This is a genomic window from Rhizobium sp. CRRU65 (assembly GCF_048551595.1).
GTDB lineage: Bacteria > Pseudomonadota > Alphaproteobacteria > Rhizobiales > Rhizobiaceae > Rhizobium > Rhizobium leguminosarum_J.
In genome coordinates, this window is record NZ_JBLYZH010000010.1 from 222,065 (window position 1) to 236,287 (window position 14,223).

The following is a 14,223-nucleotide window of genomic DNA, read 5'->3' on the forward strand; positions in this document are numbered from 1 at the left end:
AGGAGATAGTCAATAGGCGGTGAGCAAACCACCCGATTCTTGCGCATCCGCCGGATAGGTTCAGATCCGCTGCTTGACCGTCGCCAGTGCTCCCTTGAAGGCTTTGGCGAAGCTTTCGCGATCGTCGGGATTGAGGAAGGAGCCGATATCCGTGCGCCGGCCCTCGCCGAAGATATGCATGGAAAGGATGCCGATCTCCTGGTGCCGGCGAACGAGGAAGCGTGCCCAGAACGGATTGAAATGATGCTCCACCATCCGTCCTGATGGCGCAAACTTGCGCACCGACACGTCCGTACGTGACACCGTCACCTGTTCGTGCGCTTTCCCGGAGCGGTAATTCAGCCAGAAAGCGCCGTAGAGAAGCAGGAAATCCAGTCCGAAGAAGAAGCCGATCGGCCAGGCCCCCGTCGCGATGAAGAGCGTGCCGTAAAGCAAGCAGACGGCACCGGATAGGGCAAGCAGCACCTTGAAGCCCCGGCGGCCGAGCGACCGGTGGGGAAAGAGCTCGGCAGCGAAAACAGGCTGCTCATTGAAGCTGTCGGCGTTGCTTTCCATCATGGCTGCTGAGTATAGAGTTTCCATGGCGAATCCGAAACTCAAATCCGTTACCAAGACGCCGCAGGGCACGAATGTGATTGCCCGCCGCAAACCGGCGGCAGCGGTGCGCACGGCCTATTCGCTGACCGAACGCGAGGAGATATTCCGCCGCTTCTCGGTGCAGCGGCCGGAACCGAGGGGCGAGCTCGAGCACACCAACCCCTTCACGCTCGTCGTTGCCGTCGCGCTTTCGGCGCAAGCGACCGATGTTGGCGTCAACAAGGCGACGCGCGCGCTCTTCAAGGTTGCCGATACGCCGGAAAAGATGCTCGATCTCGGCGAGGAGCGGCTGCGCGATTACATCAGGACGATCGGCCTCTACCGCAACAAGGCGAAAAACGTCATCGCGCTCTCGCAGATGCTGATCGACCAATTCGGCGGCAAGGTGCCGGAAACGCGCGACGAACTGGTGAGGTTGCCGGGCGTCGGCCGCAAGACCGCCAATGTCGTGCTTTCCATGGCCTTCGGCCAGGCGACGATGGCCGTCGACACACACATCTTCCGCATCGCCAATCGCACCAGGCTTGCCCCCGGCAAGACACCAGACGAGGTCGAGGCGCGGCTGATGAAGGTGATCCCGAGCCATTACCTCTATCACGCCCATCACTGGCTGATCCTGCACGGTCGCTATACCTGCAAGGCGCGCCGCCCCGAATGCGAGCGCTGTATCATCGCCGACCTCTGCAAATCGCCGGAGAAGAGTTGGGATGTGCCGGCGCCGCTGGTCGAGCTACCGCCGCAGGTGATCGGCGAGGCCGTCGAGTAGGACTGCGATCGCCTGCTCGTAATGCCGCCTTTCAGCGCCCGACTCGATCGCGATCGCCGCGCGATCGAAGGCCGCCGATAGCAGCGACGTCAGCGGTTCGAGCATGGCGCCGGCCTCTGGAAGCATCGCTGCAAGCCCTGCCCGCAGCGTCGCTTCCGCATTCTCTGCATCGATCGCCGCACTCGCCAGCGGGCCGAGAACGGCAGGTGCCTCGATCAGCAGCAGCTGCGTGCGCCCTTGCCCCATCATCGCATCGAAATAGGCCGAGGCACCGGCGATCAGCATGGCACGCGGCGCGTCGTAGGACGCCGAACACGCCTCGATCGCCGCGGTCACCGCTTTCGCCTCGCATTCGATAACCGCCCTAAAAAGCGCCTTCTTGTCTTCAAAATGATGGTAGAGCGCACCACGCGTCACTCCCGCCGCCGCGACGATCTCCGGCGTCGCGGTTTCGGCATAACCTTTCTCGACGAAGAGACGTCGACCGGCATCGATCAGTGCCTGTCTCGTCTGCTCCGTTCTCTCGCGATTGCTGCGGCCCATGCACACCTCTTTACATACAAACAGAATGTATATTAATAGACAAAAACATACAGATTGTATGTAAAAAAGGAGGAAAACGAGATGAAATCGACGAGCTATTATCCTGTCATGATGACCGACGACGTTGCCGGCACCGCCAGCTTCTATTGCACGCATTTCGGCTTCAAAGCTCTGTTCGAAAGCGACTGGTATGTTCACCTGCAATCGGCAGAGGAGGAGCATATCGCGCTTGCCATCCTTGACGGCAGCCACGAGACCATCCCGGCCATAGCCCGCGGCAGGGTGTCCGGCCTTCTCCTCAATTTCGAGGTCGGCGATGTCGATGCGATCTATGCAGCCTGCCGGAGCGCCGGCCTGCCAATTCTGAGAGAAATCCGCGACGAGGATTTCGGCCAGCGGCATTTCATCACCGCCGATCCGAACGGCGTGCTGATCGACATCATCAAGCCGATCCCGCCGAGCGCCGAATTCGCGGCGATGTACGACACCTCCGCCCTGCCCGCTTGAGTCTTAGGCACGCAAACCGGTGTCCTTAGCGGAAACCAACTTGTGCAGATGCACCATCATACCGGCGGCAAAAAGCGGCGTCAGAAGATTGACGATCGGGATCGCCAGGAAAAGGGCGATCATCAGCCCGCCGAGAAAGACGGTGGAGGCATGCTTGGCGCGGAAGAGCCGCGCCTCATCCGGCGAACGGAAGCGCATGGCGGCGAATTCGAAGAATTCCCGTCCGAGCAGATAGCCGTTCACCAGAAAGAACGCGACCAGATTGACGCCGGGTATGAACAGCAGCAGCAATGCCAGGATATTGCCGAGAATCACCACACCTAGAAACTTGATCGAGCTTACCATCGCCGGACCGAGCGGCATGGCGGTGCCCGGCGCGTCCTTGGGATAGTCGCGCTTTTCGATGACCTCGGCGACGTCGTCGAGAAACAGGCCGGCAATCAGCGCCGTCACCGGCGACAGCAGCAGCGCCAGCATGAGAGCAAGGCCGATTCCGGCAAAAATTGCGAAGATGAGAGCGAACCACCCCGCCCAATCCGGCATATCGGGAAAGAAGCTCGTGAGCCAGGGAAAGAGAAAGGCCATGAAGGCCCCGCGCAGCGCGAACCAGAGGCCGACAAGCACGAGAACCGTCAGGCCGAGCACCTTCCAGAAGACAGAGCGTGTTTCCGATGCGAACAGATTGGCGAGCGAAAGTCGAGCGGCGTCAAGAATCATGTCTCAGGCGTCTCCGGTTGCGCCGAAGATGTAGGGAAGATGCGGGCCACCGACAAGAGAGAATAAAATTGCATTCAGTAATAGAAAACTTGTCGAAAACCAAATACTAATATAATATTGTGGCATACATGAAATACGCACGGGCCTGAGAAGCAGCTTCCGAAATAGTTGCAAAGACAAGGGGTCGCAACAGCGCATCCACGGAACGCCTCTGAGGAAGATGGGGAGGCTGCCGTGGAAGACTTTGTGCAAAAACTCAGGCAATACGCAAAAACCGGCACACCCGCCGAGCGCCGTATCGCGAAATATTTCACCGAACATCTGAACGACCTGCCATTCGAGACGGCTGCGTCCGTTGCCGACAGGCTGGATCTCTCGCCGATGACCGTCGGGCGCTTCCTGCGCTCGCTCGGTTATCAGGGATTGGACAGCGTCAAGGTGGAGATTCGCGAGACCGTGACGACATCGCCGGCGCAATTACAGAGCGCCATGAGCGAGCTGCATGCCGACGCCGCGGAGGGCAAACCGCTGGCCGTGCTGGTTGCCGAACAGATCCAGGCCCTCCATCATATCTATCATCTGACGGCGCAGCCGCACTGGTCGGAAGCCGTCGGCTTGATCAGCACTGCCCGCGAAGTGTCGATCGCCACGCATGCGCGGCTCGCAAGCCTGGCCAATCATTTCTGCCAGCGGCTGACACAAGCCCGCGACGGCGTGCGCACGCTCGACGCCGCCGACAACCGTTTTGCGGAACTCTTCGCCCGGCTGGCGGTCGACGACGCACTGCTCGTCATCATCGATTGTCGCCGCTTCGCCAAGGCGCGGCTGCTTGCCAGAACGGCGCGGCGCTACGGCTATAAGGTCGTGCTGATTTCGCCGCAGCAAGCGGACTGGATGGCGGACCAGTCGAACGTCATGCTGCCTCTGCCGCCCGCTCGTGCACCCGATCTCGACAATCTTCCGCCGCTGATCGCGCTGCTCGATTGCCTGTCGGAATCCGTCATCCTCCAAGTCGGAGAAGAGGCGGCACTTCGCCGCCGCCGCATGATGGAGTTCGCGACCGTGCTCGGCGAGACGGCGAACCACTAATTTTAAAAGGATCATGCGCAGATTCAAAGTGATGGAGCGCCGCGCGGCGCTCTATTGCATCGTTTCCAATTCGGCGCGGTGCCGGTGCATGGCGAGAAGTCGGCGGTAGTCGCGGTCGTAGAGCGCCTGCTTCGCCTTGTCGGGAAGCCGTTCGTCAGCGCCCGGATACATCGCCTCGCCGGCCGCCGCCAGATCCTTGTACAGGCCGCAGGCGACGGATGCTGCGATCGCCGTGCCGAGCAGCACTGCCTCGTTCATCTTCGGCACCACGACCTTGCAGCCGGTCGCATCGCTATAAAGCTCCATCAGCACCGGGTTCTTCACATGCCCACCGGCGATATGCAGCGTATCGGTCATGTAACCGTATTGCTTCATCATTTCCAGAATATGGCGGATGCCGAGCGCAATGCCCACCGCAGAGCGCCAATAAAGCGCGCAGAGCCCGTCGAAGGACGTATCGAGCGTCAGTCCACTGACGACGCCGACCGCATGCGGATCGGCGAGCGGCGAGCGGTTGCCATGGAAATCCGGCAGCACGAAGATCCGCGCACCGAAGGCATCGCCCTCCTCGGCCCGCAATTCGGCGATCCGCGCGACGATCCTCTGATGCAGCGCCGCCGTCGGCTCGCCGCCGGCCGCATGCATGCGCACGATGTGGTCGAGCAGCGCGCCGGTCGCCGATTGCCCGGCCTCCACCAGCCAGGATTGCGGGAAGACAGCCTCGTAATAGGGACCCCACATGCCATGGCTCGGCTTGCGCTCCCGCGAGAAGGTAACGATGCAGCTCGATGTGCCGGCAATCAGCGCCAGCTGGTGCTCGCGTTTGACAGGATCAGCGGCATAGCCGCCGAGCGCGCCGAGTGCGCCGGCATAGGCGTCGATCATCCCGGCAGCGACACGGCAGTCCACAGTCAGCCCCAGCGCTTCTGCCGCTTCCTCAGTCAGCCGGCCGACGCTGTCTCCGACAGGCGTGGTCTCATCCGGCAGGTGGCCGCGCGCCTGAAGGTCCTCGAGGCCGATCCGCTCCAGGAAATCCTGCTGCCAGCCCTTTTCGAGATGGGCGAGATAGTTCCATTTCGCCGTCAGCGTGCAGCGCGAACGGGCGGCCGATCCGGTCGATTTCCACGTCATGAAATCGGCGAGATCGAAGAAGTAGCCGGCCTTTTCCCATGTGGCGGGCAGCTTTTTCTTCAGCCACATCAGCTTCGGCATTTCCATTTCCGGCGACATCACGTGGCCGGAATGTTCGAGCACCCTGTGCTCCGTCGCCGTGCAGAAATCGGCTTCCTTCAGCGCCCGGTGATCGAGCCAGACGATCGTGTCGAAACGCCGGTCGCCGCCTGTGGAAACGCTGAGCTGCCGGCCCTCGATGTCACGGACGACGAGCGAGCAGGTGGCGTCGAAGCCAATCGCTCCGACCGAGGCGGCGGCGATGCCGGATTGCTCCACCGCCCTGCGCACTGCCGTGCAGGCGGCCGACCAGATGTCTTCGGAATCATGCTCGGCATGGTTTTCGCGTGGCCGGTTCATCACGATCGGATGCTCGGCCTTGGCGAGCAGACGGCCGCGTACATCGAAGACGCCGGCGCGCGCGCTGCCCGTGCCGATATCCACCGCAACCACATGATCACGCATCAAGTCTTGGTCCCGTCCAGCTTATGGTTGCGGACAAGGTGTATCAAATCCGGCATGGCGTCAAACACCACATCAGGCGAAAGGCGGTCGAGTTCGGCACGATATCCGGTGAAATTGGCGTGTGATCCGCCGGTGAAGGCAAAGACCGTCATGCCTGCTGCCTTGGCGGCGGCAATGCCGGCCGGGCTGTCTTCGACGACAAGGCAATGAGCCGGCTCGACCTGCATTTCACGCGCCGCATGCAGGAAGAGATCGGGCGCCGGCTTGCCGCGCTTGACCATCGTTGCGCTGAAGATGTCGGGCAGCCTGTCGAGAAGCCCGGTCACCGACAGCGACAACCGGATTCGCTCCATCTGGCTGGAGGAGGCAACGCAGCAGCGAACGCCCAGCCTGTCGATCGCCGCGGCGATACCGTCGATCGGCTTCAGTTCCGTGCGAAAACGAGCGTAGAGTTCGATGCGGATACGCTCGAGGAATTCCTCGTCGGCATGGACGTTGAATTCGGTTTCCAGCGTATCGATGAGGGTCGACAGGCTGCGGCCGAGAAAACGCTCATAGGCCTGGTCCTCGGTGATCGAGACGCCGAGATCGTTCATTGCCCCGACGAGCACGCTGATCGAGATCGGCTCGCTGTCGACGAGTACGCCATCGCAATCGAAGATCACCAGCCGTGTTTCAGCATCAGCCATGCAAGACCCAACCTGAGTTCAATTCGGACGCGTTACCGTCCCGCTTCACTCGCAAGGCCGGATGAATGGCGGCAGTAGAGACCGCCACCGAATTTCTTACACTGCGAGCTTGCCGTCGAGATAGAGCTGCAGCGTCTCCCGCGTGCCCTTTTCCCACAGGGTTTTGAGAGCATGGGCAAAACGCTTGCGGAAAAGTTCGGATTTTGCCACTTCGCCGAAAATATCGTCGAAGACGAGGAAGGCCGATGGATCGTCCTTGGCTTTCAGCGCTGCCGCATGCAGGCGCTCTGCGCTCGCGTCGTTGAAGACGATATCCTTGCCGCTGTCGGTCTTGCCGGCGAAATAACGGCACCAGAGTGCCGAAACCAGCGCCAGACCGACGACGTCCCTGCCCTGACTCAAATTGTCGAGCGTCGACGGCAGGATGAATTTCGGTTGGCGGTTCGAGCCGTCCTGCGCCAGCCGCGGAATGGTGTCGGCAATCTTCGGATTGAGCAGGCGATGTTCGATCAGCGCGAAATAATCCGTCAGCGACGTGTTCGGCACCGGCGGCACGATCGGAATGATCTCGTCTTTCTCGAGTTTGGCGAGGAAGGCGCGGATCAGCGGGTCTTCCATGGAATCATGCACGAAGTGAATGTCCATCAGCGCCGCCGGATAGGCGATCGCGGCATGCCCGCCGTTGAGGATGCGGATCTTCATATGCTCGTAAGGCGTGACATCGGCAACGAAGGTGACGCCGACCTTTTCCAGCGCCGGCCGGCCGGCGGTGAACTTATCCTCGAGCACCCATTGCTTGAATTCCTCGCAATAAACCGGCCAACTGTCCTCGATCTGGAAATTGTCCCTGAGGAAATCGATCTCGCGCTGGCTGGTCGCCGGCGTGATTCGGTCGACCATGGCGTTCGGGAAGGCGACATTCGCCCGGATCCAGTCGGCAAAGGCAGGATCCGAAAGTGCCGCCGTGCCGACGACGGCATTGGCGGTGACGATGCCATTATGGGGAATGTTGTCGCAGGACATGACGGTGAAAGGTCCGATGCCCTTGTCCTTGCGCGCCTTCAGGCCGGCGACGATCAGGCCGAACACCGTCTTCGGCGCGTTGGGGTTCTCTCCGTCTGCGGCAATGGCCGGATGGGCCGGATTGAACGTGCCTGAGGCATCGATGAAATAACCGCCCTCGGTAATCGTCATCGAAACGATGCGGATTTCGGGATCGGCAAGCCTGGCGATGATCGCAGCGGCATCGCCGACCGGCAGGATGTCGATCATCGGTGCGGTGACGCGCGCCGCCGTCTTGTTGTTGTCCTGTTCGACCACCGTCGTCAGGAAATCCTGCGCCGCAAGCTTTTCGCGCATCGCCGCATCCGACGGCAGCACGCCGGCGCCGACGATCGCCCAGTCGTGATCCGTGCCCGCGTTGAAGAGATCGTCGAGATAGATCGCCTGATGGGCACGGTGGAAATTGCCGACGCCGAAGTGCACGATGCCGGCCTTCAGCGACGCCCTGTCATATCCAGGGATGGCAGCAGTGCGCGCCACATCCGAAAGCGTTGCCAGCGATAGTTTGCACGTCATGTTTCAGTCCTCTTGAAGGTCTTGCCGAGACGGCCGGGCGCCATCGTCCGGCTCGCATGCCTGCCCTCCGGCCCGGCCGGCTGCCTCAGATGGCAAGACCGCCTTCGTTGAATTTATGAATACGCGAACGGTCCGGCGTCAGGAAGACCGTATCGCCCGCTTTGGCGGCGAAATCGCCGCTGCCGCGCGCCGTCAGCATGCCGATGCCATCGGCATCGATATGCAGGAAAGTGTCGGAACCAAGATGTTCGGCGACCACGACCCTGCCCTTCCAGTCGCCGCTTTCCATCGACAGCAGCACATGTTCGGGCCGGACGCCGATGGTATGAGCATTGAGCGCGGCGGCGTTTTGGCCGGTGATGAAGTTCATCTTCGGCGATCCGATGAAGCCGGCGACGAAGAGGTTCAGGGGACGGCTGTAGAGTTCGAGCGGCGATCCGACCTGCTCGATATTGCCCCGGTTCAGGACGACGATCTTGTCGGCCATGGTCATCGCCTCGACCTGGTCGTGGGTGACGTAGACCATCGTCGTCTTCAGCTGCTGATGTAACTCGCTGATTTCGAGGCGCATGTTGACGCGTAGCGCCGCATCGAGGTTCGACAGCGGTTCGTCGAACAGGAAGGCCGAAGGTTGGCGCACGATGGCGCGGCCGATCGCCACGCGCTGGCGCTGGCCGCCCGACAGCTGGCGCGGCTTGCGCTCGAGATAGTCGGTGAGGTTAAGCACCCGGGCGGCATCGCTGACCTTGCGGTCGATCTCCGCCTTGTCGATGCCCGCCATCTTCAGCGGGAAAGCGATGTTGTTGCGCACGCTCATATGCGGATAAAGCGCATAGGACTGGAACACCATGGCAAGGCCGCGCTCGGACGGCGCCTTTTCGGTGGCGTCCCTGCCGTCGATGACGATCTTGCCGCCGGAGACGTCCTCGAGCCCGGCGATCAGCCTGAGCAGCGTGGACTTGCCGCAGCCCGACGGACCGACGAAGACGACGAACTCGCCGTCCTTGATGTCGAGATCGATCGAAGGGATGACCTTGGCTTCGCCGAAGACCTTGGAAACCTTCTGAAGGGTAATGCTGCCCATGTTTCTCTCCCTTTTATGTTATTTCACAGCGCCGAAGGTCAGGCCGCGGACGAGTTGTTTCTGACTGAACCAGCCAAGGATCAGGATCGGCGCGATCGCCATCGTCGATGCCGCCGAGAGCTTGGCGTAAAACAGACCCTCGGGGCTGGAATAGGAAGCGATGAAGGCCGTCAGCGGCGCCGCCTTCGAGGCGGTGAGATTGAGCGTCCAGAACGCCTCGTTCCAGGCAAGGATGATGTTCAAAAGCAGTGTCGAGGCAATGCCGGGCACGGCCATCGGCGTCAGCACGTAGACGATCTCCTTCATCAGCGACGCCCCATCCATACGCGCCGCCTCGAGGATCTCGCCGGGGATTTCCTTGAAGTAGGTGTAGAGCATCCAGACGATAATCGGCAGGTTGATCAGCGTCAGCACGATCACCAGGCCGGTGCGCGTGTCGAGTAGGCCAAAATTGCGGAACATCAGATAGATCGGGATCAGCGCGCCGACCGGCGGCATCATCTTGGTCGACAGCATCCACATCAGCACGTCCTTGGTCCGCTTGGTCGGCGAAAACGCCATCGCCCAGGCGGCCGGAATGGCGATGATCAGGCCGATCAGCGTCGAGCCGAAGGAGATGATCACCGAGTTCATGAAGTGGCTGAGATAGTTCGACCGGCTCTGCACCTCCGCGTAGTTCTCCGTCGTCCAGTGGAAGAACAGGAACTGCGGCGGCGAGGCGATGGCATCGGCTTCCGACTTGAAGCTGGTGAGAAACGTCCAGAGAATCGGGAAGAAGATCAGGATGCCGAGCGTCCAGGCGATCGCGGTGACGATGAGCTTGCGCTTGGTTGTGACTTTTCTGGCCATCTCAAGCCTCCAGATTCTTGCCGACGAGGCGCACGAGGAAGATCGCGACGATATTGGCGAGGATAACAGCCACGATACCACCGGCCGATGCCCCACCGATATCGAACTGCAGCAGCGCCTGGGCATAGACGAGATAGGTGAGGTTGGTGCTGTCGGTGCCCGGCCCGCCATTGGTGGTGACGAGGATTTCGGCAAAGACCGAAAGCAGGAAGATCGTCTGGATCAGGATCACCACGGTGATGGCGCGCGCCATGTGCGGAAGGATGATGTAGATGAACTTCGAGATCGGTCCGGCGCCGTCCATCTCGGAGGCTTCCTTCTGCTCCTCGTCGAGCGACTGCAGCGCCGTCAGCATGATGAGGGTGGCAAACGGCAGCCATTGCCAGGCGACGATCAGAATGACGGAAAACAGCGGCGCATTCGCCAGCCAGTCGATCGGCTGCAGGCCGAGCGCCTTGGCAAGATGCGCAAACAACCCGTTGACCGGGTTCATGAACATATTCTTCCAGACCAGTGCTGCCACCGTCGGCATGACGAAGAACGGTGCAATCACCAGGATGCGCACGATGCCCTGGCCGTACATCGGCTGGTCGAGCAGCAGCGCAAAGGCGATGCCGCCGATGACGGTGATCAGCAACACGCCGGCAACAAGCAGCAGCGTGTTGATCAGCGCGGCGAAGAAGGCCGGATCCGACAGGAAATATTCGTAGTTCAGGAAACCGACGAAGCTCTCCATGCCGGGGCTGAGCAGATTGTAGTTCAGCAGCGAGAAATAGATCGTCATCGCCAGCGGGACGATCATCCACGCAAAAAGCAGCAGCACGGAGGGCGCGATCATCAGGCGCGCGGAGGAGCGGGTGTGTAACGTTGCCATGGCAATCACCGATCTGGACTGAAGCGGGGAGCGGCCGCAAGGCAGCTTTGTCTGGAAAAAAGCGGCCGCCGATGCAGTTCGGGCAATCGGCGGCCCAGAGAGGCGGATTGTCAAGGATCCGCCTCTTGCTCAGGAGGTTTTATTTTATGTAGCCGGCCTTGGTCATTTCGCGAGTGGTCAGTTGCTGCGCTGCCTGCAGGGCCTGGTCGACCGAGAGCTGGCCGGCAAGAGCTGCGGAGAACTGCTGGCCCACCGCCGTGCCGATGCCCTGGAATTCCGGGATCGCCACGAACTGGACGCCGACATAGGGAACCGGCTTGACGGTCGGCTTGGTCGGATCGGCCGACTCGATCGAGTCGAGCGTCATCTTGGCGAACGAAGCCGCCTTCTGGTAGTCCGCATTCGCATAGAGCGATTTGCGGGTGCCCGGAGGTGCGTTCAGCCAACCTTCCTTCTCGGCGACGAGGTTGCTGTATTCCTTGCTGGTTGCCCAGGCAACGAACTTCTCAGCAGCTTCGGCCTTCTGGGTCCCTGCCGGGATGGCGAGGCTCCAGGCCCAGAGCCAGTTGCCGCGCTTGCCGAGGCCCTTGTCCGGGGCGAGCGCGAAGCCGACCTTGTCGGCGACCTGCGACTGCTTCGGATCGGCGACGAAGGAAGCGGCAACCGTTGCATCGATCCACATGCCGCACTTACCGGTCTGGAAGAGCGCCAGGTTCTCGTTGAAGCCGTTGGAGGAGGCGCCCGGAGGGCCGGCGTCCTTCATCAGCTTGACGTAGAAGTCGAGCGTGTCCTTCCATTCCGGCTGATCGAACTGCGGCTTCCACTTCTCGTCAAACCAGCGTGCGCCGAAGGAATTGGACATGGCCGTCAAGAAGGCCATGTTCTCGCCCCAGCCGGCCTTGCCGCGAAGGCAGATGCCGTAGATTTCCTTGTCCTTGTTGGTGATCTTGCGGGCAGCGTCGGCAACGAAGTCCCAGGTCGGCGCGTCGGGCATTTTCAGGCCGGCAGCTTCGAACAGGTCCTTACGGTACATGACCATCGAGCTTTCACCATAGAACGGCGAAGCATAGAGCTTGCCGTCCACAGTCAGGCCGCTGCGAATTGCCGGCAGCAAGTCGTCGACGTCGTAATTGGCGCCGAGATTGTCGAGCGGCAGCAACCAGTCCTGTTTTGCCCAGATCGGAACTTCATAGGTGCCGATCGTCAGAACGTCGTACTGGCCGCCCTTGGTCGCGATATCGGTCGTGACCTTCTGGCGCAGCACGTTTTCTTCCAGGGTTACCCATTCAAGGTCGATACCGGGGTTCTTCGCCTTGAAATCATCCGTCAGCTTCTGCATCCGGATCATGTCGCCGTTATTCACGGTCGCGATTGTCAGCGTTTCGGCCGAAGCCATACCGGCAAACGCCAGTGCTGAGCAGGCGCCCAGCAGAAAAGTTCTCAATGTCATAATCTTCCTCCCAGAAGATGGGGTGTGAGCATTCGCTTCGCTCATGGGCAATTACTCAATAAACAATAAGGAATGTCAATCGACAATCGTTGCTGCGGTGCCGAAGGCGATGGTCATCCTATTGATTTAACGAGAATATTTTTTGCTCAGCTCCTGAGCAAAAACTCAGCCGTCTCTTCGTCGGTGATCAGAGCGTTGATTTGATGGCCGACAACCGCAGCCCTGATCGCCTTGAACTTGCGCTTGCCCTTGGCCAGCCCAATGACCATCGACGCGTCGCGGGACGGGATCGGCGCCGACGCGACGCGCTCGTTGATCGGGTTGTCGATCAACCTGCCATCGACATCGAAGATCCAGCCGCAGATCTCGCCGACAGCACCCCCGCGCATCAGCTCCATCATCTCGTCCTTCTCGAGAAAACCGTCGACGCAGAGCGGCCCATCGATGCCGAGCTCGCCGATGCCGACGAAGGTGACATCGGCTTGCGCACTCATATTCAGCGTCGAGCGCACCAGCTGTTGGCCATGCAGCAGCTCCCGCTCCTCCGCCGAGGTGACGAGCACCGGCAGCGGCATCGGATAGTGCCGCGCCTTCACCGCATCGGCCATGCTGAAGATGACGTTGTAATAGGCCGCCGATCCGTCCGGGGCGATATTGCCGGTCAGCGAAACGATGCGGTGATTGGGACATTCGATCGCCGGAAGCTGGTCGACGGCCGCCTTCAGCGTGCGGCCGGTACCGATGGCGAGCACGATCGGCTCCGGCCGTTTCAGCCACCGCTCGATCTCGGCCGCGGCCGCCTCGGCGATACCGACCGTCGTCGACGACGATGCGGGATCGCTCGGCACCACTTCCACATGTTTCAACCCGAATTTCCGCCGCAGCTGACTGCCGAGCTCCAGGCAGGCGGCGATCGGATGATCGAGCCGCACCTTGATCAGGCGCTCGGCGACCGCCAGCGACACCAGCCGCTGCGCCGATTGCCGCGAGATGCCCATCGCAGCGGCGATTTCGTCCTGCGTGCGCCCGGCGACGTAATAGAGCCAGCCGGCACGCGCCGCATCGTCGAGCCGTGCAGGGGTCTCGGATCTTTTTACCATTTACTGCCTACCGCGCGAAGTGAGCCGGCGTGCCGCCGCCGAACGTGATCTGAGTCTGTATCGCCAGATCAAAACAAAATTCCGGCAAATGTCGAGCCTGTTGCAAAGTGGACCGCTAAATAACCGCCATCACTCCGGCAAACCCGCTCAGGCAAACCATTGCACGACGAGATAGATCGCCGCCTTCACGAGACCGTAAATCACCCCGCCGGCGACGACGAGCGACACGGCCGTCATCACGAAGCCGATGAGCGCGAAGAGCCCGTCACGGCCCAATATGCCGAAGGCGAAGACCGAGATCGTGACTGCCGGCAGGATGTTGCCGAGCGGGACCGGCAGCAGCAGCACGATCGACAGCAGCAGGCATGCCGCCCCGGCAAGATATTCCGCCGGCGGTTCGGCGAAGATCGCAAGCCGCGGTTTCAGCATGCGTTCGGCCCAGGCGAGCCAGCGATGGATGCGGCCGACAATGGTCTCGAAATCCTCCCGCCGCATCGAACGGTTGGCAATCACCTTCGGTAGCCAGGGTTTCAGCCCGAAGGTCAGTTGCGCTGCCAGGAAGACCAATGGCGCCCCGAGCACTGCCGAGGTGCCCGGCGGAGTGGGAAAGGCATTCGGCAGCGCGAAGATCAGCATCAACGCGCTGATCGCCCTGTCACCCATAGTATCGAACAGATCGCCTATCGAGATCCGTTCGCGGCTCTGGTCGGCGGCCATCTGCCGCAAAATGGATGAGAGGCGGCGG

Annotated in this window: 15 protein-coding genes; 3 read left to right on the forward strand and 12 right to left on the reverse strand. The window is 61.2% G+C overall.

All coding sequences use genetic code 11. The annotated features are described in order from the left end of the window. Positions 1 to 60 precede the first annotated feature (60 nt). Positions 61 to 558 (reverse strand): DUF2244 domain-containing protein, encoded by a 498-nt coding sequence (locus tag ACM5SV_RS21245; protein ID WP_113548125.1) that lies wholly within the window; start codon positions 556 to 558, stop codon positions 61 to 63. Here ACM5SV_RS21245 and nth point away from each other — a divergent pair. Further along, positions 557 to 1,363: an endonuclease III gene (nth, locus tag ACM5SV_RS21250; RefSeq protein WP_020487035.1), complete on the forward strand. Its 807-nt coding sequence runs from the start codon at positions 557 to 559 to the stop codon at positions 1,361 to 1,363. The two genes, ACM5SV_RS21245 and nth, sit on opposite strands and share 2 nt — an antisense overlap. Here the strand turns inward: nth and ACM5SV_RS21255 are convergent. Further along, complete coding sequence (locus tag ACM5SV_RS21255) at positions 1,328 to 1,906, reverse strand: TetR/AcrR family transcriptional regulator (protein WP_222014809.1); 579 nt, start codon at positions 1,904 to 1,906, stop codon at positions 1,328 to 1,330. The two genes, nth and ACM5SV_RS21255, sit on opposite strands and share 36 nt — an antisense overlap. Before the next feature lie 81 nt (positions 1,907 to 1,987). Here ACM5SV_RS21255 and ACM5SV_RS21260 point away from each other — a divergent pair, with 81 nt between their 5' ends. Then, entirely contained in the window at positions 1,988 to 2,413 is a 426-nt protein-coding gene (locus ACM5SV_RS21260; RefSeq protein ID WP_011653606.1) for a VOC family protein, read from the forward strand. 3 nt (positions 2,414 to 2,416) lie between these two features. On the opposite strand, the gene ACM5SV_RS21265 is transcribed toward ACM5SV_RS21260, so the two are convergent. After that, entirely contained in the window at positions 2,417 to 3,130 is a 714-nt protein-coding gene (locus tag ACM5SV_RS21265; protein ID WP_012759065.1) for a sulfate transporter family protein, read from the reverse strand. Positions 3,131 to 3,364: 234 nt separating this feature from the next. Between ACM5SV_RS21265 and ACM5SV_RS21270 the strand changes: the two genes are divergently transcribed. Continuing rightward, a complete protein-coding gene (locus ACM5SV_RS21270) occupies positions 3,365 to 4,219 on the forward strand; it encodes a MurR/RpiR family transcriptional regulator (RefSeq protein WP_003543085.1) in 855 nt (284 codons plus the stop codon). Positions 4,220 to 4,270: 51 nt separating this feature from the next. Here the strand turns inward: ACM5SV_RS21270 and ACM5SV_RS21275 are convergent, their stop codons facing one another. The 9 genes from ACM5SV_RS21275 to ACM5SV_RS21315 form a co-directional block, all read right to left on the reverse strand. Continuing rightward, a complete protein-coding gene (locus ACM5SV_RS21275; protein WP_026157482.1) occupies positions 4,271 to 5,854 on the reverse strand; it encodes an FGGY-family carbohydrate kinase in 1,584 nt (527 codons plus the stop codon). Then, positions 5,854 to 6,543, reverse strand: a complete 690-nt coding sequence (locus ACM5SV_RS21280; protein WP_012759067.1) for an HAD family hydrolase — start codon at positions 6,541 to 6,543, stop codon at positions 5,854 to 5,856. The genes ACM5SV_RS21275 and ACM5SV_RS21280 overlap by 1 nt, the downstream gene beginning before the upstream one ends. 96 nt (positions 6,544 to 6,639) lie before the next feature. Next, positions 6,640 to 8,121, reverse strand: coding sequence for a mannitol dehydrogenase family protein (locus ACM5SV_RS21285; RefSeq protein WP_017995243.1), 1,482 nt, complete (start codon positions 8,119 to 8,121; stop codon positions 6,640 to 6,642). A gap of 85 nt (positions 8,122 to 8,206) precedes the next feature. Beyond that, positions 8,207 to 9,205, reverse strand: coding sequence for an ABC transporter ATP-binding protein (locus ACM5SV_RS21290; protein ID WP_012759069.1), 999 nt, complete (start codon positions 9,203 to 9,205; stop codon positions 8,207 to 8,209). Between the two features lie 18 nt (positions 9,206 to 9,223). Further along, positions 9,224 to 10,054 carry a carbohydrate ABC transporter permease gene (locus ACM5SV_RS21295; RefSeq protein WP_012759070.1) on the reverse strand — a complete coding sequence of 277 codons (831 nt, stop codon included), beginning with the start codon at positions 10,052 to 10,054 and terminating at the stop codon, positions 9,224 to 9,226. A 1-nt stretch (position 10,055) separates the two neighbouring features. Next, complete coding sequence (locus tag ACM5SV_RS21300) at positions 10,056 to 10,928, reverse strand: carbohydrate ABC transporter permease (protein ID WP_020487036.1); 873 nt, start codon at positions 10,926 to 10,928, stop codon at positions 10,056 to 10,058. Positions 10,929 to 11,067: 139 nt separating this feature from the next. Next, positions 11,068 to 12,378, reverse strand: a complete 1,311-nt coding sequence (locus ACM5SV_RS21305) for an ABC transporter substrate-binding protein (RefSeq protein WP_012759072.1) — start codon at positions 12,376 to 12,378, stop codon at positions 11,068 to 11,070. A gap of 146 nt (positions 12,379 to 12,524) precedes the next feature. After that, positions 12,525 to 13,478, reverse strand: a complete 954-nt coding sequence (locus ACM5SV_RS21310; RefSeq protein ID WP_012759073.1) for a sugar-binding transcriptional regulator — start codon at positions 13,476 to 13,478, stop codon at positions 12,525 to 12,527. Between the two features lie 147 nt (positions 13,479 to 13,625). Then, entirely contained in the window at positions 13,626 to 14,204 is a 579-nt protein-coding gene (locus ACM5SV_RS21315) for an exopolysaccharide biosynthesis protein (RefSeq protein WP_017995245.1), read from the reverse strand. Between the last annotated feature and the right edge of the window lie 19 nt (positions 14,205 to 14,223).

Coding starts and splice junctions, on each gene's coding strand:
- ACM5SV_RS21295 (WP_012759070.1), bottom strand. CDS start 10,054: ATGGCCAGAAAAGTCACAACCAAGCGCAAGCTCATCGTCACCGCGATC.
- ACM5SV_RS21255 (WP_222014809.1), bottom strand. CDS start 1,906: ATGGGCCGCAGCAATCGCGAGAGAACGGAGCAGACGAGACAGGCACTG.
- ACM5SV_RS21310 (WP_012759073.1), bottom strand. CDS start 13,478: ATGGTAAAAAGATCCGAGACCCCTGCACGGCTCGACGATGCGGCGCGT.
- ACM5SV_RS21290 (WP_012759069.1), bottom strand. CDS start 9,205: ATGGGCAGCATTACCCTTCAGAAGGTTTCCAAGGTCTTCGGCGAAGCC.
- ACM5SV_RS21285 (WP_017995243.1), bottom strand. CDS start 8,121: ATGACGTGCAAACTATCGCTGGCAACGCTTTCGGATGTGGCGCGCACT.
- nth (WP_020487035.1), top strand. CDS start 557: ATGGCTGCTGAGTATAGAGTTTCCATGGCGAATCCGAAACTCAAATCC.
- ACM5SV_RS21245 (WP_113548125.1), bottom strand. CDS start 558: ATGATGGAAAGCAACGCCGACAGCTTCAATGAGCAGCCTGTTTTCGCT.
- ACM5SV_RS21280 (WP_012759067.1), bottom strand. CDS start 6,543: ATGGCTGATGCTGAAACACGGCTGGTGATCTTCGATTGCGATGGCGTA.
- ACM5SV_RS21300 (WP_020487036.1), bottom strand. CDS start 10,928: ATGGCAACGTTACACACCCGCTCCTCCGCGCGCCTGATGATCGCGCCC.
- ACM5SV_RS21260 (WP_011653606.1), top strand. CDS start 1,988: ATGAAATCGACGAGCTATTATCCTGTCATGATGACCGACGACGTTGCC.
- ACM5SV_RS21275 (WP_026157482.1), bottom strand. CDS start 5,854: ATGCGTGATCATGTGGTTGCGGTGGATATCGGCACGGGCAGCGCGCGC.
- ACM5SV_RS21265 (WP_012759065.1), bottom strand. CDS start 3,130: ATGATTCTTGACGCCGCTCGACTTTCGCTCGCCAATCTGTTCGCATCG.
- ACM5SV_RS21305 (WP_012759072.1), bottom strand. CDS start 12,378: ATGACATTGAGAACTTTTCTGCTGGGCGCCTGCTCAGCACTGGCGTTT.